General features: G+C 69.6%; 23 protein-coding genes and 1 pseudogene. 13 read left to right on the top strand and 11 right to left on the bottom strand.

What is annotated here, in order from left to right; all coding sequences use genetic code 11:
- The first annotated feature begins 69 nt into the window (after positions 1-69).
- From BJF85_RS00540 to BJF85_RS30945, 3 genes and pseudogenes are all read left to right on the top strand, one after another.
- Positions 70-675, top strand: coding sequence for a Chromate resistance protein ChrB (locus BJF85_RS00540; protein ID WP_075845280.1), 606 nt, complete (start codon positions 70-72; stop codon positions 673-675).
- Positions 675-2,936: pseudogene (locus tag BJF85_RS00535) on the top strand (cation-translocating P-type ATPase); the annotation flags it as partial. The gene BJF85_RS00540 and the pseudogene BJF85_RS00535, both read left to right, overlap by 1 nt.
- A 49-nt stretch (positions 2,937-2,985) precedes the next feature.
- Complete coding sequence (locus BJF85_RS30945; protein WP_369822041.1) at positions 2,986-3,255, top strand: hypothetical protein; 270 nt, start codon at positions 2,986-2,988, stop codon at positions 3,253-3,255.
- A 51-nt stretch (positions 3,256-3,306) separates the two neighbouring features.
- Here BJF85_RS30945 and BJF85_RS29325 read toward each other — a convergent pair whose 3' ends face one another.
- From BJF85_RS29325 to BJF85_RS00515, 4 genes are all read right to left on the bottom strand, one after another.
- Complete coding sequence (locus tag BJF85_RS29325) at positions 3,307-4,131, bottom strand: DUF72 domain-containing protein (RefSeq protein ID WP_075845340.1); 825 nt, start codon at positions 4,129-4,131, stop codon at positions 3,307-3,309.
- 89 nt (positions 4,132-4,220) lie between these two features.
- On the bottom strand, positions 4,221-5,852 hold the full coding sequence (locus tag BJF85_RS00525; RefSeq protein WP_222844402.1) for an alpha-amylase family protein: 1,632 nt from the start codon (positions 5,850-5,852) through the stop codon (positions 4,221-4,223).
- Positions 5,853-5,928: 76 nt separating this feature from the next.
- Positions 5,929-6,888, bottom strand: a complete 960-nt coding sequence (locus BJF85_RS00520; protein ID WP_075845339.1) for a TIGR03885 family FMN-dependent LLM class oxidoreductase — start codon at positions 6,886-6,888, stop codon at positions 5,929-5,931.
- Positions 6,889-7,214: 326 nt separating this feature from the next.
- Entirely contained in the window at positions 7,215-8,249 is a 1,035-nt protein-coding gene (locus BJF85_RS00515) for an LLM class flavin-dependent oxidoreductase (RefSeq protein ID WP_075845278.1), read from the bottom strand.
- 171 nt (positions 8,250-8,420) lie between these two features.
- Here BJF85_RS00515 and BJF85_RS00510 point away from each other — a divergent pair, with 171 nt between their 5' ends.
- On the top strand, positions 8,421-9,404 hold the full coding sequence (locus BJF85_RS00510; protein ID WP_075845277.1) for an alpha/beta hydrolase family protein: 984 nt from the start codon (positions 8,421-8,423) through the stop codon (positions 9,402-9,404).
- A gap of 12 nt (positions 9,405-9,416) precedes the next feature.
- Here the strand turns inward: BJF85_RS00510 and hppD are convergent, their stop codons facing one another.
- On the bottom strand, positions 9,417-10,601 hold the full coding sequence (gene hppD / locus BJF85_RS00505; RefSeq protein WP_075845338.1) for a 4-hydroxyphenylpyruvate dioxygenase: 1,185 nt from the start codon (positions 10,599-10,601) through the stop codon (positions 9,417-9,419).
- Positions 10,602-10,722: 121 nt separating this feature from the next.
- Between hppD and BJF85_RS00500 the strand changes: the two genes are divergently transcribed.
- On the top strand, positions 10,723-11,196 hold the full coding sequence (locus tag BJF85_RS00500; protein ID WP_075845276.1) for an Lrp/AsnC family transcriptional regulator: 474 nt from the start codon (positions 10,723-10,725) through the stop codon (positions 11,194-11,196).
- Between the two features lie 4 nt (positions 11,197-11,200).
- On the opposite strand, the gene BJF85_RS00495 is transcribed toward BJF85_RS00500, so the two are convergent.
- The 3 genes from BJF85_RS00495 to BJF85_RS00485 form a co-directional block, all read right to left on the bottom strand.
- Positions 11,201-12,019, bottom strand: a complete 819-nt coding sequence (locus tag BJF85_RS00495; protein WP_075845275.1) for an MBL fold metallo-hydrolase — start codon at positions 12,017-12,019, stop codon at positions 11,201-11,203.
- A gap of 138 nt (positions 12,020-12,157) precedes the next feature.
- Positions 12,158-12,655, bottom strand: coding sequence for a transcription elongation factor GreA (gene greA, locus BJF85_RS00490; RefSeq protein WP_075845337.1), 498 nt, complete (start codon positions 12,653-12,655; stop codon positions 12,158-12,160).
- Positions 12,656-12,845: 190 nt separating this feature from the next.
- Positions 12,846-13,286, bottom strand: coding sequence for a DUF4307 domain-containing protein (locus BJF85_RS00485; RefSeq protein ID WP_075845274.1), 441 nt, complete (start codon positions 13,284-13,286; stop codon positions 12,846-12,848).
- Positions 13,287-13,448: 162 nt separating this feature from the next.
- Here BJF85_RS00485 and mca point away from each other — a divergent pair, with 162 nt between their 5' ends.
- The 5 genes from mca (at position 13,449) to BJF85_RS00460 (ending at position 19,290) form a co-directional block, all read left to right on the top strand.
- Positions 13,449-14,366, top strand: a complete 918-nt coding sequence (mca, locus tag BJF85_RS00480) for a mycothiol conjugate amidase Mca (protein ID WP_075845273.1) — start codon at positions 13,449-13,451, stop codon at positions 14,364-14,366.
- Complete coding sequence (locus BJF85_RS29320; RefSeq protein WP_187346846.1) at positions 14,363-14,815, top strand: hypothetical protein; 453 nt, start codon at positions 14,363-14,365, stop codon at positions 14,813-14,815. The genes mca and BJF85_RS29320 overlap by 4 nt, the downstream gene beginning before the upstream one ends.
- A 10-nt stretch (positions 14,816-14,825) precedes the next feature.
- Complete coding sequence (locus BJF85_RS00470; protein ID WP_083665815.1) at positions 14,826-15,230, top strand: DivIVA domain-containing protein; 405 nt, start codon at positions 14,826-14,828, stop codon at positions 15,228-15,230.
- Between the two features lie 64 nt (positions 15,231-15,294).
- Entirely contained in the window at positions 15,295-17,304 is a 2,010-nt protein-coding gene (locus BJF85_RS00465) for a thioredoxin domain-containing protein (protein ID WP_075845271.1), read from the top strand.
- Positions 17,305-17,397: 93 nt separating this feature from the next.
- The gene (locus BJF85_RS00460; RefSeq protein ID WP_075845270.1) at positions 17,398-19,290 is read left to right on the top strand and encodes an acyl-CoA dehydrogenase; all 1,893 of its coding nucleotides are present in this window, start codon (positions 17,398-17,400) and stop codon (positions 19,288-19,290) included.
- A 76-nt stretch (positions 19,291-19,366) separates the two neighbouring features.
- On the opposite strand, the gene BJF85_RS00455 is transcribed toward BJF85_RS00460, so the two are convergent.
- A complete protein-coding gene (locus BJF85_RS00455; RefSeq protein WP_075845269.1) occupies positions 19,367-19,810 on the bottom strand; it encodes a DUF1772 domain-containing protein in 444 nt (147 codons plus the stop codon).
- A gap of 90 nt (positions 19,811-19,900) precedes the next feature.
- On the opposite strand from BJF85_RS00455, the gene BJF85_RS00450 reads away from it, so the two are divergent.
- Complete coding sequence (locus BJF85_RS00450; protein WP_075845268.1) at positions 19,901-20,482, top strand: TetR/AcrR family transcriptional regulator; 582 nt, start codon at positions 19,901-19,903, stop codon at positions 20,480-20,482.
- A 4-nt stretch (positions 20,483-20,486) separates the two neighbouring features.
- Here BJF85_RS00450 and BJF85_RS00445 read toward each other — a convergent pair whose 3' ends face one another.
- Entirely contained in the window at positions 20,487-20,963 is a 477-nt protein-coding gene (locus BJF85_RS00445; protein ID WP_075845267.1) for an NUDIX domain-containing protein, read from the bottom strand.
- A 98-nt stretch (positions 20,964-21,061) separates the two neighbouring features.
- Positions 21,062-21,736 carry a hemolysin III family protein gene (locus BJF85_RS00440; protein ID WP_075845266.1) on the bottom strand — a complete coding sequence of 225 codons (675 nt, stop codon included), beginning with the start codon at positions 21,734-21,736 and terminating at the stop codon, positions 21,062-21,064.
- 118 nt (positions 21,737-21,854) lie between these two features.
- On the opposite strand from BJF85_RS00440, the gene BJF85_RS00435 reads away from it, so the two are divergent.
- Both BJF85_RS00435 and BJF85_RS00430 read left to right on the top strand, forming a co-directional pair.
- Positions 21,855-22,634: an isoprenyl transferase gene (locus BJF85_RS00435; RefSeq protein WP_075845265.1), complete on the top strand. Its 780-nt coding sequence runs from the start codon at positions 21,855-21,857 to the stop codon at positions 22,632-22,634.
- Positions 22,635-23,184: 550 nt separating this feature from the next.
- A complete protein-coding gene (locus BJF85_RS00430) occupies positions 23,185-24,582 on the top strand; it encodes a PhoH family protein (RefSeq protein WP_075845264.1) in 1,398 nt (465 codons plus the stop codon).
- Positions 24,583-24,640 lie beyond the last annotated feature (58 nt).

Genomic DNA, 24,640 nt, shown 5'->3' with positions numbered 1-24,640 from the left:
ACGACGTTTCCAGTTATGTGCTGAGCCCGAGACTCTTGCGCGTCGATGTTACGGGCGTAACATTGGGTCGTGACGAGCGAAACTGACAGCCGGGACTGGCTGATGGTCAGCGTGTCGACCGCGGGCGCGGCGGGGACGTTGCGCGTGACCGTGTGGCGCAAGCTGCGCTCGCTGGGGGCGCTGTACCTGCAGCAGTCGGTGTGCCTGTTGCCTGCCGAACCGGAGGTGGTGCGGCAGGTGCGGCGGCTGGCCGACAAGGTGCGCCAGCAGGGCGGCAGTGCGCGCGTGCTGACGATGCGTTTCGCCGACCGCGACGAGGAGCGGGGCGTGATCGCGGAGTTCAACACCGCCCGCGACGACGAGTACGCGGAGATGCTGGAACGGCTACCCGAGCTCCGGAAGGAGCTGGAGTCCGAGCGGGCGCGCGGACGAGCGACCTACGCCGAGGTGGAGGAGTCGGAGGCCGACCTGGAGCGGTACCGGTCCTGGCTGGCCAAGATCGCTGCGCGGGACTACTTCGACGCGCCCGGTGGGCAGGCTGCGCGCGACGCGGTGGAACAGGCCGCGCGGGACCTGGCCGACTTCGAGCAGGCTGCGCTGAGCCGTGAGGCCCCCGTCGAACCTGCCGTCGAGGACGCATCGCAACGCAGGCTGCGAGCGGTCGAGGACCGCTGATGCCCCGCGCCCGCGCAGGAGAGGTAGACACCGCCGTCGACGTGGTCGATGCGGAACAGCCACCTGCGTGGCACGCCCTCACCACGGGAGACGTGGTCGAGCGGCTGGAGACCGGGAAGACCGGACTCCCCGAGGACGAGCGGGCGCGTCGTCTCGCCCACCACGGCCCGAACACCGCTGCGGCCAAGAAACGGGAACCGTGGTGGGAGGAACTGGCCGAATCCTTCACCGAACCGCTGCAACTGCTGCTGATCGCGGTGGCCGTGCTGTCCGGCGTCTTCGGGGAGATGGTGGACGCGATCGCGATCGCGTCCGTGGTTGTCGTGGTCGCGGCGCTGGAGACGGCCAGCGAGATGCGGGCCGCGCGGGCCATCGCTGCGTTGAAGGCGCTGACCGCCCCGACCGCGCGGCTGGTGCGCGAGGGCGGTGTCGTCGAGGTGCCGTCCGCCGACCTCGTACCCGGCGATGTCGTGGCGGTCGAGGCCGGCGACGTCGTGCCCGCGGACGCACGCGTGCTGTCGGCAAGCGGACTGCGGGCCGACGAGTCCACCCTGACCGGCGAGGCCGCCCCGGTCGGCAAGACCGAGCATCCGGTGCCGGCGCGGACCGAGCTCGCCGACCGCTCCGGTGTGCTGCATGCGGGCACCGCAGTCCTCGCGGGTGAGGGGCGTGCCGTCGTGGTCGCCACCGGCGAGACGACACAGCTGGGGCGGCTGGGCAAACTCGTCGCCGACACCAAGGAGCCGCCGACGCCGTTGCAGGTCGGGCTGTCCCAGCTGGCCAGGACGGTGGCGATCGTGGCGATCGCGGCGAGCGTGCTGGTGCCCGTCGTCGGCCTGCTCACCGGGCAGCCCTGGCAGGACATGCTGCTCTCCGGACTGACCATCGCGTTCGCGACCGTTCCCGAAGAGCTGCCCATCCTGATCACGGTGTTGCTCGCGATCGGGGGCCGCGCGCTCGCGCGGCGCGGCGTTCTGCTGCGGCGGTTGCGGGCAGGGGAGACCCTCGGCGCGGTGACGACCGTCGTCACCGACAAGACCGGCACCCTCACCGAGAACCAGCTGCAACTCGCCGAGATCCGCGGCGACCGCACGCGGGTGCTGCAGGTCGCGCTGGCCTGCCAGTCCGAGGACGCGGCACAGCGGGACCCCCTTGAAACCCAGCTCGCCCGTGCTGCCGTCGAGGCCGGCATCGTCCGGCAGGGCGGGCAGGTGGCGGTGTTCCCCTTCGACCCGATCCGCAAGCTCGTGTCCCGCGCCCACACCACGGGCGACGGTGTGGTGGTGGCGGTGTCCGGCGCACCGGAGGCCGTGCTGGACCGCTGCCGCCTCGACCCCGCCACCCGCAGCGCGCTCGACGCCGAACTCGACACGATGTCGGGCCGTGGGATGCGGGTCGTCGCGTTCGCCCAACGCCGTCTCGACCACGAAACAGCCGACCGCGAAACGGCCGAATGGGAAACGGTCGACCGCGAAACGGTCGAACGGGAGCTGTCCTACGTGGGACTCGCCGCGTTCACCGATCCGATCCGCCCCGGCCTGCGCGGTGCCGTCGCCGAGCTCACCGACGCGGGCGTGGCCACCATCGTGGTCACCGGGGACCACCCCGCCACCGCCGCCGCGGTCGCCGCGCAGGCCGGGCTGCCCGCCGGTCACACGCTGCGCGGTCAGGACCTCGACGTCCTGTCCGACGCCGAGCTGGCCACCCACCTCCGGCACGGCAGTGTGATCGCCCGAGCCACCCCGGCCGCCAAGCACCGGGTCGTGCAGGCCCTGCAACAGCGGGGCGAGGTTGTCGCGGTCACCGGGGACGGCGCCAACGACGCTCCGGCACTCGCCGCCGCCGACGTCGGCATCGTGCTGGGCCGGCGCAGTGCCGAACTCGCCCGCGCCACCGCCGGTGTCGTCCTCACCGACGACGCCTACCCGACCGTGGTCACCGCGGTCGCCAAGGGCCGCAACATCAGCGCCCAACTGCGCCGCGCCGTCGCGTTCTATCTCGGGGCGAAGGTCGCGCTCGTGCTCGTGCTGCTCCTCGCGCTGGCGCTCGGCCTGCCCATCCCGTTCCAACCCGTGCACATCGTCCTGCTGGAGATCTTCATGGACCTCGGTGCCTCGGTGGCGTTCGTCGCCGAACCGGCGGCGCCCCAGGCGATGCACCGGCCGCCCCGGCCCGCCGACAACCGATTCCTCGACCGGGTCGTCGTGACCGCCATCGCCACCACCGCGGCCACGCTCACCCTCGCGGTTCTGCCGGCCTACCTGCTGCTCACCGAACTCGCGCCGGCATCGAGGAGCCCGCACCGGTGCTGTGCTGACCTGGCTCACCGCGCACGCCCTCATCGCCTGGACGCTGCGCAGCCAGCCTGCCCTGTCGTGGACCGCCAACCCCGCCTTCCCCGCGTGGGCCCTGACCGCACTGCTCGCGGGACTCGCCGCGACCCTCACTCCCGTCGCCACCGTGCTCGACTTCGCACCGCTGACGTGGGGAGGGGCGGCGCTCGTCGCGACCCTCGTCGTCCTGGCGACCGCCGCAGCGACCGCGGCGAACCGCGCGACCCGAATGCCGCAGTTGCTGTAGCCCGGCCGCATCGTCGACGGCCCGTGGAGGTCGAGTCCGGCGCCGGTGGGGTCAGAACAGGGTCGCCGGTTCGACCGGCTCAGGTTCGGGCAGCGGGTCGAGGTCGGGCACCCGGGCGCGGACGTCGTCGTGGAACCGGCGGGCCAGCATGGGCGCATCGCGATTGTCCGGGGTGTGCACGAAGACCGTGGGTGAGCGGCCCTCGCGCAGCCAGTCGGCGACCACCGCGGTCCACGGTGCCCAGCCCGCGATCGTCTCGTCGACCGCGTCCCTGCCGAGGTAGCGCACGATCGGCCGGTCGGTCAGCGCGCGGGTGCGCCGCGGCAGCCGCGGTTTCTGTTGCCAGGCCTCGTGTTCCGCGTCGCTGGTCGGTGGGGTGGCGAACATCGGGGTCGTGTCGAACGGCACCCATTCGGCGTTCGCTCCCGCGAGCGTCGCCTCGAGTCGGGACGCTGCACCCGCGTCGGTGAAGAACACCGGGTCGCGCACCTCCACCGCCCGCGGGATGCCGGGCGGCAGTCTGCGCAGGAACCGGCCGAGCGCGTCCAGCGCGGGCGGGCCGAACGAGCGCGGCAGCTGGGTCCACAGCACCGCACGCTCACCGAGCGGTTCGACCGCGTCGAGGAACGCGCGCATCTCGGTTTCGACGCCGACGAACCGGCGTTCGTGCGTGGCCACCCTCGGAAGTTTCAGCACGAACCGGAAGTCCGGGTCGGTCTGCGCCGCCCAGCTCGCGACGGTGTCCCGCGCGGGCGTGGCGTAGAACGTGGTGTTGCCCTCGACCGCGTTGCACCAGCCGGCATAGGCGCGCAGGCGTCCCGTGGCCGGCAACGACGACGGTACGAACCGTCCCTGCCAGGCCTGGTGTGTCCACATCGCACAGCCGACATGCAGACGTGCCAACCCGGTCAGCTCCCTTCGACCGCCCATCGCTTCCCCCGGTGCTCAGTGCCGGGCAGCGCTCGTCACACCAAGTGAGGGTCGTTCTCGCTCTTGATACGCAGCCAGCGATACCCGTAGCCATCCAGCGGGATCTCGGCGCCGCGCTCCCCATCCAGCTGGCAAGAATGCTCAGACAGCAGGTCCACCAAGTACGTGCCCGGTTCCTCGCTTTCCAGGGCAAGCGGCACGATCACCGGCTCAGGACCCAGGTTGTGCATCAGCACCACCGAACGGTCCTCCCAGGCGGTGCGGTGGACCAGGACGGATTCGTGGGGCTGGTCGATGATCTCGTAGTCGCCCCAGCCCAGCTCCGGGGACTCCCGGTAGCGTTTGGCCAGGCGAGTGATGTGATGCAGCAGCGACTCGTGGTCACGCCGGGCAGCAGCGGCATTGACGTGGTCGGGAGCGTAGGGCCCGTCCGGGATTTGGCGCGGCAGCTGGGAGGGTTTGCAGGTGGAGAACCCGGCATTCTTCTCGTCCGACCACTGCATGGGGGTGCGCACCGCTTCGCGGCCGGGGACCTCGAGGTTCTCCCCCATGCCGATCTCCTGACCGTAGAACAGCACCGGGGTGCCGGGCAGGGCGAAGAGCAGCGAGTAGATCATTCGCAGCTTCCGCGGGTCGCCGTCGAGCATGGGGGGCAGCCGACGGCGGATCCCTTCACCGGCAAAGCGCATCTCCTCCTCCGGGGCGAAGGCTTCCAGGATCTCGGCGCGCTCATCCTCCTCGAGTAGGTCCAAGGCCAGCTCGTCGTGGTTGCGAAGGAAGTTGGCGTACTGGGCCTCCATTCCCACGTCCTTGGGACGGTTGCGCAGCGCCTCGGCCAACGGCTCGGCCGAGTTCCTGGCCAGGGAGAGGAAGATCCGCTGGTTGGTGAAGAAGTCGAACTGCATGGTCAGCTGATCGCCCTGCTCGCCGCCGAAGAACGTGGCCTGCTCCTCATGAGGAAGATTCACCTCGCCCAGCAGGATGGCGGCACCGTTGCCGCTGGAGCGGCGTTCCAGGAAGCCGCGCAGGGACCGCAGATAGCTGTGCGGCTCGTCGAAGTCGTGCTCATCAATGCCCTGCAGGGTGTTCTGGTTCAGCGCGAAGGGCACAGCGTCCACCCGGAAGCCGTCCACGCCCAGCTGCAGCCAGAAGCCCATGGTCTTGGCGATCTGGTCGCGCACCGCCGGGTTGGCGGTGTTCAGGTCGGGCTGACTGGAGAGGAAGTGGTGCAGGTACCACTCCCCGGTCTTCTCGTCGTGGGTCCAGATGCCGTCCTCCACATCGGGAAACATGGTTTGGTCCGACGTGTCCGGCGGGGTGTCGGCGCGCCAGACGTAGAAGTCCCGGTACCGGTTGTCCTTGGAAGCCCGGGCTTTGCGGAACCAGGGGTGCTTGTCGGAGGTGTGGTTGATGATCAGGTCCACGATCACCCGGATGCCGCGGTCATGGGCTATCCGCACCAGCTCCACAAAATCGCCGTGGTCCCCGTAGCGGGCATCGACCCCGTAGAGGTCAGAGATGTCATAGCCGTTGTCTTCGCGCGGCGAGGGGTAGAAGGGCATCAGCCACAGGCAGTTGACCCCTATTTCGGCCAGATAGTCGATGCGCTGGGTGACACCGTGCAGGTCGCCGGTGCCGTCGCCGTCGGAGTCCAGATATGTTTCCACGTCCACGCAGTAGACGATCGCGTTTTGTACCAAAGGTCGGCGGTCTCTGTGATCCGCATTGATCCCTGCCTTTCGCTCAGCGCAGCTGGGGCAGCACCTGATCGCCGAAAGTGTCGATGAATGGCGCCTGGGTCTGCCCCACGTGGTGCAGGTAAACCCGCTTGAAGCCGGCCTGCCCGGCCTGTGCCAACCACTCCACGTGCTGCCCAGCCGACGACGACGTCCACACCGCCTCGCGCACACTGTCCATCGAAACCTCGGCGGCCGCAGAGTCGAAGTGCTCCGCGGTGGGCAGGTCCTGGTCCAACGGGGGTCCGAAGACGTTGGTGCGCCACTGGTCGTAGGCGATCTCTTCAGCCTTGGCCTGTGTTTCTGCCCAGCTGAGATGGACCTGCAGCATGGCGGGCCCGGTGCCACCGGCTTCCCGGTAGGCCTGAAGCACCTGCTCCTGGGCGGCTCCGGGCTGGTTCAGCGTGATGAATCCGTCTGCCCATTCGGCGGCCAGGGCGGCCGACTCCGGGGTGATGCAGGCCGCGTAGAGCGGGACGGGGTCAGCGGGCCGGTCGTAGAGGTAGGCGTCGGTGGCGGTGACCATTCCCTGGTGATGGCCGACCCATTCACCGGCGTGCAGGTCCCGGATCAGCTGGGCGGACTCGCGCAGCCGTCGTCGTCGGAGGTCTTGGTTCAGCCAGGCGTCACCGGTGACGTGCTCGTTCATTGCCTGACCTGCGCCCAGCGCGCTCCAATAGCGGCCCGGGAACATTTCGCCCAGGGTGGCGGTGGCCTGGGCGACGACGGCCGGGTGGTAGCGCTGCCCGGGGGTGCAGACCGAGCCGATGCTGAAGCTGGTGGACGCCAGGGCGGCGCCCAGCCAGGAGAAGGCGAATCCGGAGTGGCCCTGGCGCTCGGACCAGGGCATGAAATGGTCTGAGCACATGGCCGCATCGAAGCCGGCGGCCTCGGCATGCTGGACATCGGAGAGCAGCTGAGACGGCGCGATCTGCTCGTGCGAGGCGTGGAAGCCGAAAACCGTCATGGTCACGCTCCAGAGTCGGGGCGGTGGCCGGTGAGTCTTTACACTACCGGATGTCCGGCGAACTCCGCCTGGGCGTCGTTTGCGATTCCCATTCTTCTCGCCGTGTTCGGTGGCGGCACGGCGCATTCCGGGTTCGTAATCCTCGTCGTCATCGCTTTCATCAAGACGAAGCCGCCCGTCCAGGGACAGTGCGCTCACCTGTTCCCATTCTTGACCCCGCCCAGATTCCCCCATGCGCTTGCCTGACTCGCCACCACATTCACCAAACAGTGGCCTGTGCTCGCACGGCAGGCGCCAGAGGCGTGGGCATGCACGGCGGCCGCAGCCTACGGCTGATCCGGCTTCCACCCCAATGGCGGCGCGACGTACCGCATGATGTTCTCGAGAACGGATGTGCAGTAAGCGACACCCAACTGGTTGGGCACGGTGAGCAGGAGCGTGTCGGCGGCGGCGATCGCCTCGTCCTCGGCCAGCCGCTTGGCCAGCACGTCGGGCTCGCCCGCGTACGAGCGTCCGAACACGGCGCGGGTGTTCGCGTCGATGTAGCCGACCTTGTCCTCCGAGTCGCCCGCGTCGCCGAAGTACATGTCGTCGAGGTCGCTGACGATGGGGAAGATGCTGCGGCTGACCGAGACCCGCGGTGTGCGTTCGTGCCCTGCGGCGCGCCACGCCTCACGGTAGATCTCGATCTGCTTGCGTTGCTGGACGTGCAGCGGCTCACCGCTCTCGTCGTCCTTGAGCGTCGAGCTCTGCAGGTTCATGCCGAGTCGCGCCGCCCACTCCGCCGTCGCGTTGGAGCCCGATCCCCACCAGATGCGCTCGCGCAGACCATCCGAATGTGGCTCGACGCGCAGCAGGCCGGGCGGGTTGGGGAACATGGGGCGCGGGTGCGGCCGCGCGAAGCCCTTGCCCTCGAGGGTCGCGAGCAGCGTCTCGGCGTGTTCGCGACCCATGTCCGCGTCGCTCGTGCCCTCGCGGGGTTCGAAGCCGAAGTAGCGCCAGCCGTCGACGACCTGCTCGGGCGAGCCGCGGCTGATCCCGAGCTGCAGCCGTCCGCCCGCGATGAGGTCGGCGGCGCCGGCGTCCTCGGCGGTGTAGAGCGGGTTCTCGTAGCGCATGTCGATCACGCCGGTACCGATCTCGATGCGGCTCGTGCGCGCGCCGATCGCGGCCAACAGCGGAAACGGCGACGAATGCTGCCGCGCGAAGTGGTGGACGCGGAAGTAGGCGCCGTCGGCCCCCAGCTCCTCCGCCGCGACCGCGAGCTCGATCGCCTGCAGCAACGCATCCGACGCCGAGCGCGTCTGCGAATGCGGCGCGTCGGACCAGTGGCCGAAGGACAGAAACCCGATCTTCTTCACCTCCCGTGCAACGCCCCGCGGCGGGGTTCTTGTTCCACGACTGCTCCGGAGCGGCTGGTCCCGTGGGTGGCGAAGGACGGGTGCCTACGAAAGTAGGTTGGGTGATGGCGCCATTGGTTCACATCTGGAAAATTGCCGACATCCTGTTCCGGCGTCGTAGGAGGATCGTTCGTGTTCGACAGGGGAGTGGACCGGCGCAGTCTTCTCAAGGGGGCCGGCGGCCTGGCAGCCGCCGTGGGCCTGGGCGGTGCGGCCGCGGTGGCGAGCACCGCATCGGCGAGCGCCAAGGTCTCGGCGGCGGGGTTGAACGTCGTCCGGCGGGACGAAGGCGACCCGCGTATGTGGTTCTACCGGTTCGCGACCGCCGAGATCGGCTGGGATCCGGCGGCCAATGTGCTGTTGCCGGACGACTATCACACGAGCGGCCGTACCTACCCGGTACTGTACCTGTTGCACGGCGGCCTGGGCGACTTCAGCTCCTTCGACGCGGAGGGCATTCGGGAGGCGACCGCGGGCAAGTCGCTGATCGTCGTCATGCCCGACGGCGGAATGGCCGGTTGGTACTCGAACCCCGTCACCTCGAATGTCGGACCGCGCAATTGGGAGAACTTCCACATCAATCAGCTGATTCCGTGGGTGGAGGCCAACTTCCGGGCGTACAACACCATGGACGGCCGTGCGGTCGGCGGTTTCTCGATGGGCGGCTTCGGCGCTCTCAAATATGCCGCCAAGTACTACGGTCACTTCGCCTCGGTGAGTTCCTACTCCGGCCCCGCGAGCGTGCGACGGGATTTCGGGGCGGTGGGCCGCTGGGCGAATGCCTCGTCGGCCGCGGTCGAGTTGGGCGGTGGCACGGTGTACGGCGTGCCGTGGGACGAGGCGCGCGTGAGTGCGGACAACCCGATGGAGAACATCGAGCGTTACCGCGGTAAGCGGATCTTCCTGACCGCAGGCACGAGCCCCGACCCCATCCACATCAACCCCGGCGACCACTTGAACGAGACACAGGTGCTGGCCGGGCAGCGCGAGTTCAAGGCTGCGCTGGACGCAGCGGGGATCGGCCACGACTCGTACGAGGAGTCCGGTGGTCATCAGGTGCGGATGCTCCACGAGGACGTCGAGGGCGTCGTGGCGACATTGCGGGCCGCAGCCTGACCGCCGTCGCGGCTACAGGTTTCCGCGGCGGTCCTGTTCCCGTTCGATGGCTTCGAAGAGGGCCTTGAAGTTGCCCTTGCCGAAGCCGAGGGAGCCGTGGCGTTCGATGAGTTCGTAGAACACGGTCGGACGGTCGCCGACGGGTTTGGTGAAGATCTGCAGCAGGTAGCCGTCCTCGTCGCGGTCGACGAGGATGCCGTGCTGTTTCAGCGTGTCGATCGGCACGCGCACCTCGCCGATGCGCGCGCGCAGTTCCGGATCGTCGTAGTACGAGTCCGGGGTGCCGAGGAATTCGACGCCCGCCGCACGCATCTCCGTCACCGTGGTGATGATGTCGTTCGTGGCCAACGCGATGTGCTGACAACCCGCACCGCCGTAGAACTCGAGGTACTCGTCGATCTGCGAGCGTTTCTTGCCCACGGCCGGTTCGTTCAGCGGGAACTTCACGCGGTGATTGCCGTTGGACACGACCTTGCTCATCAACGCCGAGTACTCGGTCGCGATGTCGTCGCCGACGAACTCCGCCATGTTCACGAAGCCCATCACGCGGTGGTACCAGTCCACCCACTCGTCCATGCGGCCCAGCTCGACGTTGCCGACACAGTGGTCCACGGCCTGGAACAACCGCTTCGGCGCCCCCTCGCGCCGCGGTACCGCCGACGTCCTCGCCACGTACCCGGGCAGGTACGCGCCGGCGTACCGGGAGCGGTCGATCAGCGAATGCCGCGTGTCGCCGTACGTCGCGATCGCCGCCATCCGCACCGTGCCGTGCTCGTCGGACACGTCGTGCGGCTCGGTCAGCACCGTCGCGCCCTGCGCGCAGGCGTGTGCCACACAGCGGTCCACATCGGACACCTCGAGGGCGAGGTCGGTGACCCCGTCGCCGTGCTTGCGGTGGTGATCGAGCAACGGCGAATCCGGCCGCACCCCACCGTTGATCACGAACCGCGCCGAACCGGACGTCAGCACGAACGACTTGCGCTCCGGCTCACCCGTCTCCGGGCCGGAATACGCGACGAGCCGCATCCCGAACGCGCTCTGGTAGAACCACGCCGTCTGCGTCGCATTGCCGACGGTGAACACGATCGCGTCCAGCGCCGTCACCGGGAACGGATCGGCGGACTCGTCGTGGTCCACGAGCCCCACGAGCTGGCGCAACTGGTCGTAGCTGATGTCGTCGAGCGCTGGGTTCGCCATGTCAGCCAGCATGCGCCCGCGTCGGCATGCTGGACAACAGCCGCCGATTTCACTGGACAAACTGCGCAGAGAAACCGACAGTTGATCGGTCAGAGTGAGCAGATTGCCCAGGAGGTGGCCCGTGGAGCTCGACGCGCTCGACGCGCGGCTGCTGTTGCTGCTGACCGACGCGTCCCGCCTCGGGGTGCTCGAATGCGCGCGCCGGCTCGGCGTCGCCCGCGGCACCGTGCAGGCCCGACTCGACCGCATGTCCGCCGGTGGCGTCCTCACCGGGTTCCCGCCCGAACTGCGCCTCGACGCCGTCGGCTACGGGCTCACCGCGTTCGCCGTGCTCGAGATCGCCCAGGGGCGGCGCGGCGAGGTCGCCGAGGCGCTCGCCGCCATCGACGAGGTGTGCGAGGTGCACGCGACCACCGGTCAGGGCGACCTGTTCGTGCGGTTGGTGGCCCGTTCCAACGACGACCTGCAACGCGTCATCGACGAGGTCGTCGGCGTCCCCGGCGTGTTGCGCACCTCGACGTCGATCGCCCTGTCGACGCCGGTCGCCCCGCGCGTGCGGCCGCTGCTGGAACGCATCGCCCGCGACGACGAGTGAGCCGTCAGCCGACCGTCAGCTCCAGGTACCGCTTCGCCGCGTGCTGCACGACCCGCTCGGCGCCGCCGATGATCGTGGCGTTCCACCAGGCGCCGTACAGGTCGTCGAACGCCAGCCCCGCCAGCATGTCCGCCGCCCGGCGCACCACGCTCGGCCGCTCGGGCAGGAAGTTCGGATAGCTGTACATGAACGCCACCAGCTCGCGGTTCGGCACCACCTGCACGATGTCGCCCGTGCACAGCGCGCCCTTGCCTCCGGCACCGTCGCGCCAGTGCAGCACCGTGCCGCCCGCGAAGTGCACGCCCGGGTTCACCAGCGTCAGGTCCTCGGCGAGCGCGAACGTGTCGCCGCTCCAGAACCGGATGCGCTCGCTCGGCCTGCCCACCCACTGCCGATCACGTTCGTGCAGGTAGAGCGGCACGCCGAAGGTGTCGGCCCAGTCGACCATCGTCGTGTAGTAGTGCGGATGGCTGATCGCGATCGCCGTGATCCCGCCCAGGTCGACGAGGTGTTCGACGAGCCGGTCGTCGAGGTAGGTGACGCAGTCCCACAGCACGTTCCCGGACGCGGCGCGCACGAGCAGCGCCCGTTGCCCGATGGCGAACCGCTCGCGGGTGCCCACGCCGTACACGCCGGGCCCCTCCTGCTCGACGGCGACCGTGTAGTCGCCTGCCCGCAGCTCACGCAGACTCGTCCACTGCTGGCCGGACCGGGGCACGTACTGCCGTTCGTCCTCGCAGATCGGGCAGTCGGCACGCGGCGCCGCGTACTGCGTCCCGCAGGCCAGGCACACGGGCAGGTCGAGGGCAGGTTCGGTGGTCACGCGTTCAAGTGTGCAGAACCCACCGACAATCGGCGCGCCATCCGACACGGGCCCCGAAGCGCATGCGTCCGAAACGCCGAACGGCGCGCCCGGCAGTGGCCGGGGCGCGCCGTCGGTGGTCACGGGCGCCGTGAGTCGTCAGCTTGCGCTGTAGGGCACCGCCTTGAGGAGCTTGACCTTCTCGGTCTTGCCGTTGGGCAGCGGGTACTCCCGCGTCTCGCCCTCCTTGGCGCCGAGCAGGGCCGCCCCGAGCGGCGAATCCGGCGAGTAGACCTCGAGGTCGCCTCCGCCGCCTTCCTCGCGCGTCGCGAGCAGGAACGTCTCGGAGTCGTCATCGCCGTCGTACTGGATGGTCAGCACCATGCCGGGCTCGGCGACGCCGCTGTTGGTCGGTGCCTCGCCGACCTTCGCGCTGCGCAGGAGCTCCTGCAGGTGACGGATGCGAGCTTCCTGCTGGCCCTGTTCCTCACGGGCGGCGTGGTAGCCCCCGTTCTCCTTGAGGTCGCCTTCCTCGCGGCTGTCGTTGATCCTCGCGGCGATGACCGGACGATTCTCGATCAACTCATCGAGCTCGCTCTTGAGCCTGTCGTAGGCATCCTGGGTCAGCCAGGTCACCTTGGTGTCGCTCACGGTCACCATCTCCTCCTTGCCTGCCGAATCTGGGTATACAGACCGGCCGCCACGCATTGGGCGTGGTTCGAAATAAAGGAAAGACACGGCCCATCCAGGACCGTGCCGATGGTGCAGACTACCACGAAACGGCGCGCGGATGCTGCCGAGCGCAATCGCGCCCGAACATTCGGCGCCTCGTTCACCCCGTTGGCCGCTAGGCCCTTGACATGTACTCCGGAATATCGTAGCCGCAGCCGTAGACGTCCGCCGTGACGGGTTGGCCGATGCTCTCGATCACCGTCGAGACCCTGCTCTGCCCGGGTGGGACGAGGATCTCTTTTCGTCCGCTCTCCTGGCCGGAGATGTTGCGTGCGCGTACGATGCACACCACTTCGCGGTCGGCGTCGTTGCGGGAGACGTCGATGGTGATTTCCACCGCGTTGTTCTCGCGCTCCTCGTAGGCGATGCGCTGTGCCTCGACCGGCGCGCCGGCCAGATTCTGATACCCGACGTAGGCGCCGAAGCCGCTCACGCCCAGTGCGACCGCGGTGAAAACGACCGCCTGCCAGCGTTTCAGCTTGGTCCAGGGCTTGCGCGCGGTGCGCCCGTAACGATCGGCGATCCGGTCGGCGCCGGACGTGGGCTCGTCGGACAAAACGGAGGCCTCCCGGTCGGGACTGTCGTGGGTACCAGGAAGATGGACCCCATCCCCGGTGTTACGAGTATCGGGGGCGACCCCCGGCCGAGAGCTGTCGGGGTCGGTGCGGTGCAGGAAACGGTGACGGCACAACCTGGTGCGAGAGGGGTCTGGTCGGGCATGACTGGATCGGACAGAGCGGAAACGAGCGAGGTCGCGAGCAAGGGCTTGCGGCTGATGGCCGTGCACGCCCATCCCGACGACGAGTCGAGCAAGGGCGCGGCCACCATGGCCCGATACGTCGCCGAGGGCGCCGAGGTCATGGTCGTGACCTGCACCGGAGGCGAGGCCGGCGACGTGCTGAACCCCGCGATGGACCGTCCCGAGGTGCACGAGCACATGGACGAGATCCGCCGGGAGGAGATGGCCAAGGCCGCCAAGATCCTCGGTGTGCAGCACCGCTGGCTCGGTTTCGTCGACTCGGGTCTGCCCGAGGGCGACCCGCTCCCGCCGCTGCCCGAGGGCTGCTTCGCCCGCGTCCCCCTCGAGGAGTCCACCGAGGCGTTGGTGCGTGTGATGCGCGAGTTCCGTCCGCACGTCGTCATCACCTACGACGAGAACGGCGGCTACCCGCACCCCGACCACATCCGCACCCACGAGGTGTCGATGGCCGCGTTCGAGGCGGCCGCCGACCCCGAGCAGTTCGTCGACGCGGGCGATCCGTGGCAGGTGCTGAAGGTCTACTACGTCCACGGGTTCTCCCGCGCCCGCATCACGGCGTTCCACGAGGCGCTCCTCGCCGCGGGCCAGGAGTCGCCGTGGGGCGAGTGGCTCGAGAAGTGGGACCCGAACAAGCCCGACGTGATGGAGCGCGTGACCACGCAGGTGGAGTGCGCCGACCACTTCGAACAGCGTGACGACGCCCTGCGCGCTCACGCGACACAGATCGACCCGACCAGTCGTTGGTTCGCCGTACCCTTGGAGATCCAACGTGAGCTGTGGTCGACCGAGGAGTACGAGCTGGCACGATCGCTCGTCGACAGCACGGTTCCGGAGGACGACCTGTTCGCCGGCGTCCGAGAGAAGGTGAGCTCATGACGTTGTCCGAGGTGATCACGGAGCCGGCGATGGCGGCGACGACCGTGCTCGCGCAGGCCCAGGACACCGGCGGCCAGGGGGAGGACTTCGGCAAGTCGTCCCCGGTCGGCCTGCTGTTGATGATCGTGTTCCTGATCGCGGTCATCGTCCTGATCCGGTCGATGACCAAGCACCTCAAGCGGCTGCCGCAGAGCTTCGACCAGGACGGCCAGGCTGCGAGCGACGGCGAGTCCGGCGGTGGCTCCGACGGCGGTTCCGGCGGTTCGCCCGCTGCGAAGGCCGAGGCGGCGTCGGCGACGCAGGGCGACAAGCCAGGTCCGACGGCTCCTGACCGTCACGCCAGCAGCAACAGCTGTTCGCCGGGCGGTCGCCTGCCGGCGCGCCTATGCTCGGCGCCGGCCGACGCGCCCCGGCGGGCGCGTGGGCAGGTGCGCCGCGTAGGGGAGTGAGGTGGCGACGATGGACCCGTCCGAGGTGCGCTCCGCAGCGTTCAGCAGACCGCCGTTCGGTGCGACGGGGTACGACGTCGACGAGGTCGATGCGTTCCTCGACCTGTGCGAGGCCGAGCTGGAACGGGCGATCCGCACCGGTGAGTGCGGACTGCAGCCCCACGAGGCCGCCGCCGTCGAGTTCAGCCCCGCACCGCGGCGGAAGGGCGCCTACAACGCGGACGAGGTCGACGCGTTCATCGATCTGTTCGTCGCCGAGCTGCGGCGCATCGTGGACTCCGGAGGGATGCCCGCGAGTGCGGCGCAGGCGGCCCGGCCGGCACCCGAGGCCCAGCCCGAACCCGTGGCCGAGCCCACGATCGCACCGCCAATCGAGGACACGACCCGCCGGCGCCGGTGGTGGCACCGGCGCTGAACGCAGACCTCGTGGTGGGGCCGTCGGGTGGAGGGGGTTGGCCTGAGGTGAGACCCTGTTGACCATGGCCAACCGCCTTGCGAACTCGACGAGCCCGTACCTGCTGCAGCACGCCGACAACCCGGTCGACTGGTGGCCCTGGGGTCCCGAGGCCCTGGCGGAGGCGGCCGAACGGAACGTGCCGATCCTCCTGTCTGTGGGCTACGCGGCCTGCCACTGGTGTCACGTGATGGCGCACGAGTCGTTCGAGGACGACGAGATCGCGGCCGTGATGAACGAGCACTTCGTCAACGTCAAGGTCGACCGCGAGGAACGCCCCGACATCGACGCCGTGTACATGTCGGCCACGCAGGCCATGACCGGCCAGGGAGGCTGGCCGATGACGTGTTTCCTCACCCCGGACGGGAAACCGTTCCACTGCGGCACCTACTACCCGCCCGCGCCCGTCCACGGAATGCCCGCGTTCCGGCAGGTGCTGGACGCCGTCGCGCGGGCGTGGGACGAACGGCCTGAGGAACTCACCGAGGGCGCCGGCAAGATCGTCGAGCACCTCGAGAAGCAGTCCGGACCACTGCGCGAGCAGCAGGTGGACGACGAGCTGCTCACCGCCGCGGTCACCAAGCTCCGCGAGGAGACCGACCCGGGCTACGGCGGATTCGGTGGTGCGCCGAAGTTCCCGCCGTCGATGGTCCTGGAGTTCCTCGTGCGGCACTACGAACGGACGGCCAACCCCGCCGCGTTGTCCATTGTGGAACTGACGGCCGAGGGGATGGCGCGCGGCGGCATCTACGACCAACTCGCGGGCGGCTTCGCCCGGTACTCCGTGGACGGACGCTGGGTCGTGCCGCACTTCGAGAAGATGTTGTACGACAACGCGTTGCTGCTCCGTGTCTACACGCACCTCGCGCGCCGCACCGGGCACGCGGGCGCGCAGCGCGTCGCCGCGGACACCGCCGAGTTCCTCATGCGTGACCTGCGCACCCCGCAAGGAGGGTTCGCCGCGTCGCTCGACGCCGACACCGACGGCGTCGAGGGCCTCACCTACGTGTGGACGCCGAAACAGCTGGTCGAGGTGCTCGGCGAGGACGACGGCGCGTGGGCGGCCGAGACGTTCGCCGTCACCGACGAGGGGACGTTCGAGGAAGGCGCCTCGACACTGCAACTTCCCGCCGATCCCGACGACACCGAACGGTGGCAGCGCGTGCGGACGGAGCTGCTGACGGCGCGCAACCGACGTCCGCAGCCCGACCGGGACGACAAGGTCGTCGCGGCGTGGAACGGACTCGCGGTCGCGGCGCTGGCCGAGGCGGGTACCGCGCTGGGCGAACCGGAATGGGTCGACGCCGCAGGCGACGCCGCTCGGCTGCTGCTCGACGTGCACGCCGTCGACGGCAAGCTGCGCCGCACCTCGCGCGACGGTGTCGTCGGCGAGGCCGACGGGGTGCTCGAGGACTACGCCTGCACCGCCGAGGGCCTGCTCGCACTCCACCAGGCGACCGGCGACCCCGAATGGCTGGGCGAGGCGACGCGACTGCTCGACGTCGCGGTCGACCGGTTCGCCGCCGAGGCTCCCGGCGCGTTCCACGACACCGCCGACGACGCCGAACAGCTCATCAACCGGCCCGCCGACCCGACCGACAACGCCACCCCGTCCGGCGCCTCGGCGCTGGCGAGTGCCCTGCTGACGGCGTCCGCGTTGGCCGGTCCGGACCGCGCCACGCGATACCGGTCGTTGTGCGAGAAGGCCGTCGCGCGGGCGGGCGCACTGGTGACGCAGGTGCCGCGGTTCGCGGGCAACTGGGCCGCCGTCGCCGAGGCCATGCAGACCGGGCCGTTGCAGGTCGCGGTCGTCGGCGAGGACGCGGCCGCACGGCAGGAGCTGGTGGCGACGGCGGCCCGGCGTGTGCCCGGCGGGTCGGTCGTCCTGGCCGGCACCCCCGAGAGCGCCGACGTGCCGCTGCTGGCCGACCGGCCGCTCGTCGACGGTGAACCCGCCGCGTACGTCTGCCGCGGCTACGTCTGCGAGCGTCCGGTGACCACGAGCGAGGACCTCGTCCGGCAGCTCACCCTCTGAACGCCGACCCCGATGTCTACTGTGGAGTGAAGCCCGCGTGGCGGCTGGCATGTCAGGAGTGCGTTCGACCGCGTTCTCCGGCAGGCTGGCGGTATGACGCCCCTGACAGACGTTCTCGACGGCAGGTGGGCAGGCGTGCGTCGCGACGTGCGCGCCCAGCTGGACAGCACCGAGCAGCCGCCGGCCCACGGGCTCGAGCGCGAGGAGCACCGCGCACAGGTGCTGGATCAGCTGAAGGAACTCGCGCGGACCGGGCGTCCGCACCTCGGATTCCCCGTCGAGTACGGCGGCAAGGGCGACATCGGCGGTTCGATCGTCTCGTTCGAGATGATCGCGCTCGGCGACCTGTCGGTGATGGTCAAGGCCGGCGTGCAGTGGGGCCTGTTCGGCGGCGCGGTCGAGCTGTTGGGCACGCAGCGCCACCACGAGCGCTACCTGCGGGCGATCATGGATCTCGACCTGCCCGGCTGCTTCGCGATGACCGAGTACGGCCACGGCTCCGACGTCCAGAACCTCAAGACCACCGCGACTTACGACCCGGCCACGCAGGAGTTCGTGGTACACACGCCGGACACGTCGGCGCGCAAGGAGTACATCGGCAACGCCGCCCGCGACGGCCGCATGGCCGCCGTGTTCGCGCAGCTGGTGACCGGTGGTGAGAGCCGCGGCGTGCACGCCTTCCTCGTGCCGATCCGCAACGACGACGGCACCCCGATGCCCGGCGTGACCATCGAGGACTGCGGGCACAAGGCCGGCCTCAACGGCGTCGACAACGGCAGGCTGACGTTCGACGAGGTGCGCATCCCGCGGACCGCGCTGCTCAACCGGTACGGCGACGTCGCCGAGGACGGCACCTACTCGAGCCCCATCGAGAGCGACGGCCGGCGGTTCTTCACGATGCTCGGCACGCTCGTGCGCGGCCGCGTCAGCGTCGCGGGCAGCGCCGGCAGTGCGACGAAGCGGGCGCTGACGATCGCGGTGCGCTACGGCGACCGGCGCACCCAGTTCGAGCGTCCCGGCACCGACGACGAGGTCGCGATCCTCGACTACCTCGGACACCAGCGCAAACTCCTGCCCGCACTCGCGACGACGTACGCGCTGCACTTCGCGCAGGAGGAGCTCGTCACCGCGCTCGACGAGTTGCAGCACATCGACGAACCGGACGAGCGCATGCGCCGGGAGTTCGAATCGCACGCCGCCGGGGTCAAGGCGGTCGCGACGTGGCATGCGACGTCGACGATCCAGGCCGCGCGCGAGGCGTGCGGCGGCGCCGGCTACCTCGCCGAGAACATCCTGCCGCAGCTCAAGGCCGACACCGACGTGTTCACCACGTTCGAGGGCGACAACACCGTGCTGTTGCAGCTCGTCGCCAAGGGCATGCTGACCAGCTACAAGCAGGAGGTGCAGGATCTGCGGCCGCTCGAGACGGCGCGGTTCGTCGCCGAGCAGGTCTTCGAGCGGGTCATCGAGCGCACGGCCGCACGCAAGGTCATCGAGCGGATCATGGACGCCGGGCCGCGGCGCGACGAGGAGGACTCGCTGTACGACCGCGCCTGGCAGGTCCGCATGTTCGAGGACCGCGAGGAGCACGTGCTCGACAGCCTCGTCCAGCGGCTGCGACGGGCCGGAAACGACGGCGTCGACGCGTTCGACGTGTTCAACAACGCCCAGGACCACGTGCTGCGCGCCGGCCGGGTGCACGTCGACCGGGTCGTGCTCGAAGGCTTCGTCGGCGCCATCGACGGCTGCACCGACCCGGACACCAAGGCGCTGCTCGAGCAGCTGTGCGACCTGTACGCGCTGGCCAACATCGAGGCCGACCGCGCCTGGTTCCTCGAACACGGCAGGCTCACCAGCCAGCGGTCGAAGGCCGTCGTCGCGGCGGTGAACGAACTGTGCCGCGAACTGCGTCCGCGGGCCCGCGAACTCGTCGACGCCTTCGCCATCCCGGAGCAGTTCCTCCAGGCCCCGATCATCGCCGACTGACCGTGTCAGCACCCCACGTCGCCGTGTCAGCACCTGGCGTCGCCGTGTTGGCGTTTCGGGGACGGTGCGCGGGTGGTCAGAGTGTCGTCGTCGCGACAAGTACGAGGACGAACGCCGCGGCGAGGACACCCACCCGCACGTGGTGCAGGCGGTCCCAACGGCGCAGCTGATCACGCCAGTCGGGTGGGTGCTCGTCGGCGGTCCAGCGTGCCGAACGATTGCTGATCGGCACGAGCAGCGTGACCGACATCAGCACGCTGATCAGCAGCAACACCGCTGCGGCCGTGGCCGAGGCGGTCGGCCACGCGGCGATCGTCAGCGCGACGGTGAGCGCCAGCGATGCGGCGTACCAGAACGGCATGGTGCGCCCGAGCCTGCGCGCCCCGTCGGCGCGACCGTCGAGCGCGGGTCCTGCCGGCAGTCGCGCCAGGATCGGGTTGACGACGGCCGCGACGGCCAGTTCGACGCCGACCAACAGGCCGACGACGGTCGCGGTGAGCACGGCCAGCAGCGAGGTCATGGCAGACCCCTCTCGGGTTAGCGGTGCTAGAATTTCTAGCATTGCTAGGCTAGCACCGCTCGACCTAACGTGCCCGGAATCGGAGGATCGATGCCCGACTCGGCGGCCAAACAGCGACGCGCGGAGGACCGGCGCCGGCAGATCCTCGACGCCGCCCGTGCCCGCGCCGATGCTGAGGGTTGGGCCGCCGTCACGACCCGCCATCTGGCCGAGGCGATCGGCTACAGCCAGCCGGTGCTCTACGGACACTTCCCCGGCGGCAAGGCCGAGATCATGCGCGCAGTCGCGTTGGAGGGTTTCGTCGAGCTGGCGCGGCTGTGCCGCAGCGCGGTGCACGGGCGCACGGGCCGGCCTGCCGTGGAGGCCGCGGCCGTGGCCTACCTGGATTTCGCCGCCGAGCATCCGGCGTTGTACGCCGCCATGTTCGAACTGCCCCTCGACGCCCGATTCGCGCGCGAGGACGCCGAGGCCGAGCTCCGCGCCGGATTCGACGCGCTCGCCGACGTGATCGGCGACGGTGCTGGTGGCGCCGCCGGTGGCGGGGATGGGACCGCCACCGAGGTGCTGTGGGGTGCCCTGCACGGACTCAGCCTGCTCGAACGTGCCGGCCGGCTGCGCGAGGGACACCGCGCTAGCCGCGTCGCCGAGCTGGCCGCCCGCTTCTGCCCGTGAGGCGTCAGTCCGGACCCGTCGGCGCGGTGTCGGCGGGTGCGGTCTGTGCGGCGGTCAGTCGGTAGGACGTGCCGGCGGCCGCGGCGCCGTCGGCGAGGAACTCGAGGGCCTGCCGCGTCGCGGGGAAGAGCTCGGCGGGCACCTCGTGGTCGGCGAACCATTGCCACGTGCGGAAGACCTGCGGTTCGAGCACGTGGGGTTCGCCTCGCGCGGGGCCGGCGACCGCGACCGCGGTGGCCGTGACGTCCGGTCCCGGTGCCAACACGAGGCCCACGACGTCGGCCGTGTCGGCGGTGAGTCCGGTTTCCTCGGCGAGTTCGCGTACGGCGGCCTGTTCGAAGCTCTCACCAGGGTCGACGGCGCCACCGGGCAGACACCACACGACCGGTTCGCCCGCTTTCGCGCGCAGTCCGAGCAACACCCGTCCGTCCTCGTCGCGTACGACGACGCCGACCCCGACCGTGCCGTTCCCGCTAGCCATGCGGCGGAGCGTACCGACGTGCCAACACAGCGACGCGGGATGCCGACACGGCGACGCCAACTGCCGACACGGCGACGTGGGGTGCTGACACGGCGCGTTTAGTACATGGCCAGCCAGATCGCGATGTAGTGGCAGATCGCGGCCAGGACCGTGCAGGCGTGGAAGAACTCGTGGTAACCGAAGGTGCGCGGCCAGAAGTTCGGCCACCGCGTCGCGTAGAACACCGACCCCACGGTGTACAGCCCGCCGCCGACGATCAGCAGCACGAGCGCCGCGACGCCGCCGTTGACGGCCAGTTCGGGCAACACGAAGACGGCCACCCAGCCGAGCGCCACGTAGATCGGCACGCCCAGCCAGCGCGGCGCCTTCGGCCACAGCATCTTGAGGGCGACGCCCGCGATCGCGCCCGCCCACACCACGCCGAGCACGATGTAACCGGTGGGCTGGGACATCGCCAGCAGCGTGAACGGGGTGTAGGTGCCGGCGATGAACAGGAAGATCATCGAGTGGTCGGCGCGCTTCATCCATTTGTAGCCGCGCGGACTCCAGATGCGCCGGTGATACAGCGCGCTCACGCCGAAAAGGCCCAGCACGGTGGCGCCGTAGACCGACGTCGCCGCTGCGGCGAGGCCGGACACGGTCGACGCGGCCAGCGCGATCAGGGCCGCGCCCGCCGCGACGGCGCCGAAGAAGCTCCAGGAATGGAGGTGCCCGCGCAGTCGTGGACGTTCGTCGACGGACTTCGCCGGGGGCGGTTCGGTCAGCGTGCTCACGTATCCAGGTTACGGAGGCGTATGTGGCCGGCGCACCCTCGAGCAGCGAACGTCACGCGCATCGCCGAGTGCCCGATCGGACGACGCGCCGATTCCGGCACGCGTACGCTGCCTGGACGTGAGTCTTCGGTCGTTCGCTTCCAAGGTCGTTTACCGCCTCTACTCGTGGCGGCTGCAACAGCAGTCCGCGGGCAAGCATCCCCGCCATATCGGCATCATCCTCGACGGTAATCGCCGCTGGGCGCGCGAAGCGGGCTTCACCGACGTCAACGGTGGACATCGCGTGGGCGCCAAGCGCATCGAGAACTTCCTGACGTGGTGCCGCGAGGCGAACGTCGAGGTCGTCACCCTGTTCCTGCTCTCCACCGACAACGTGCGGCACCGGGCGAACGAGGAGGTGCAGGCGCTGCTGCAGATCATCCCGGACGTCGTCGACGAGCTCGCCGCGCCGGGCAACCCGTGGCGGCTGTCGATCGTCGGCTCGCAGGAGATGCTGCCCGCCGAGGTGGCGACGCGACTCACCGCCGCCGCGCAGCGCACCGACGGCCGCAAGGGCATGGTCGTCAACGTCGCCGTCGGTTACGGCGGCAGGCAGGAGATCGCTGACGCCGTCCGCAAGCTGCTCCGTCAGCACGCCGACGAGGGCACGTCGATCCGCGAGGTCGCCAAGGTTTTGGATGTCGACCACATCTCCGAACATTTGTATACTTCGGGGCAGCCGGACCCGGATCTCATCATTCGGACGTCCGGAGAACAGCGCTTGTCCGGATTTCTGCTCTGGCAATCGGCGCACTCCGAATTCTGGTTCACCGAGGCCTATTGGCCCGCATTTCGGCGGGTCGACTTCCTGCGGGCGCTGCGCGACTTCGCGGTGCGGAATCGGCGATACGGCGGTTGACGGGCCGGTGCGGCGCCGGCCGTGCGACGACGCGCCGATCGTGGGTCTTGACCAGCGAGGATGCGAGGTGCTACACGCCCTTGGGTCACCGTGGAGGGGTACGGATCTTGCCGGTTCCGGGGAGAAACTGGTATGGCGTCACCGGAGTTCGTAACACCTGCGAAACCGCTGCTCTTTCCCGGTGAAGAAATGGGCGTCAAGTCCCGGTTCCGGTGACTTTCGGTATCGATCACCGGCCCTCGATGTCCCGTCACCGGCGCTCACATGACAAATCGGTGAATCACCTGGCCGGCTGCCTGCATTTGTCGGCGTGCGGCGGTAGCTTCGCGGGTGACGGACCACGAACCGATGTGGTTCGTCACGGGAGGCCCTGGTCGTGGCAGTGGAACAGCGAACGGCGAAGCCGTTCAAGCGCACGAGGGGGCCGGCACCGGGCCCTCGTGGGCGTGTGACCTGACGTCTTCCGACGTCGGATCGCATGACCAGCCAGGGCAGTGCCCGGCCCAGCGAGTGCGGGCGTGGTGCCAACGCCCCTGAGGGAGATGCCGTCGTGACTGCGCAGCGTTTGCCCCGAGAAGCCTCCGGCCCCGCTACGATCGGCGCCCCGGGCTTTGAGCCCGACGCCGCAGGATCCCCAGGTCAGCCCAGAACTTTCGTGCTCGACACGTCGGTGTTGCTGTCCGACCCGTGGGCGATGACCAGATTTGCCGAACACCCGGTGGTCCTGCCGATCGTGGTGATCAACGAGCTGGAGGGTAAGCGGCACCACCCCGAACTGGGCTGGTTCGCACGGGAAGCCCTCCGGCTGCTCGACGACCTGCGCCGCACCCACGGGCGCCTCGACGCCCCGGTGCCGATCGGCGACGCCGGCGGCACCATCCACGTCGAGTTGAACCACTCCGATCCGACGGTGCTGCCGCCCGGATTCCGCACGGAGGCCAACGACCACCGCATCCTGGCGTGCTCGTTGAACCTGGCGAAGGAGCTCGGCGGGGCCGTCACGCTGGTCACCAAGGACATTCCGCTGCGGGTCAAGGCCGGTGCGGTCGGCCTGACCGCCGACGAGTACCGCGCCGAGGAGGTCACGCCGTCCGGCTGGACCGGCACGGCCGACCTGGACGTTCCGCAGGAGGCCATCGACGAGCTGTTCTCCTCCGGTTCGGCCGACCTGTCCGACTTCGGCGTGCCCGACGCGGCCGAGCTGCCGTGTCATACCGGGCTGCGGCTGCTGGCGGGAACGACCAGTGCGCTGGCCCGCGTCACGCAGGACAAGCAGGTCAAACTCGTCCGCGGCGACCGGGAGGCGTTCGGCCTACACGGGCGTTCGGCCGAACAGCGGATCGCGCTCGACCTGCTGCTCGACCAGGAGGTCGGCATCGTCTCGCTCGGCGGGCGGGCCGGTACCGGTAAGTCGGCGCTGGCGCTGTGCGCCGGCCTCGAGGCGGTGCTGGAACGCGGCATGCACCGCAAGGTGGTCGTGTTCCGGCCGGTCTACGCGGTCGGCGGGCAGGACCTCGGGTACCTGCCGGGGTCCGAGAACGAGAAGATGCAGCCCTGGGCGCAGGCGGTGTTCGACACGCTCGGTGCGCTGGTCAGCCAGGAGGTCGTCGACGAGGTGCTCGACCGCGGCATGCTCGAGGTGCTGCCGTTGACGCACATCCGCGGCCGGTCGCTGCACGACTCGTTCGTGATCGTCGACGAGGCCCAGTCGCTGGAGCGGAATGTGCTGCTCACGGTGCTCTCGCGGCTCGGTTCGGCGTCGCGGGTGGTGCTCACCCACGACGTCGCGCAGCGGGACAACCTGCGGGTCGGCCGGCACGACGGCGTCTCGGCGGTGATCGAGAAGTTGAAGGGTCACCCGTTGTTCGCGCACGTCACGCTCACGCGCTCGGAGCGTTCACCGATCGCCGCCCTGGTGACGGAAATGCTCGAGTCATCACCGGCCTGACCCCGCCCCACCAGTTCTCAGGGACTCCCGAGGGCCCCATGGTCGCGTTCACGCGACA

Origin of the sequence: Saccharomonospora sp. CUA-673, from assembly GCF_001942305.1 — a bacterium.
Classification (GTDB): domain Bacteria; phylum Actinomycetota; class Actinomycetes; order Mycobacteriales; family Pseudonocardiaceae; genus Prauserella.
The sequence above is the reverse complement of the archived record's forward strand: the minus strand, read 5'-3'. Positions and strand labels throughout refer to the sequence as shown.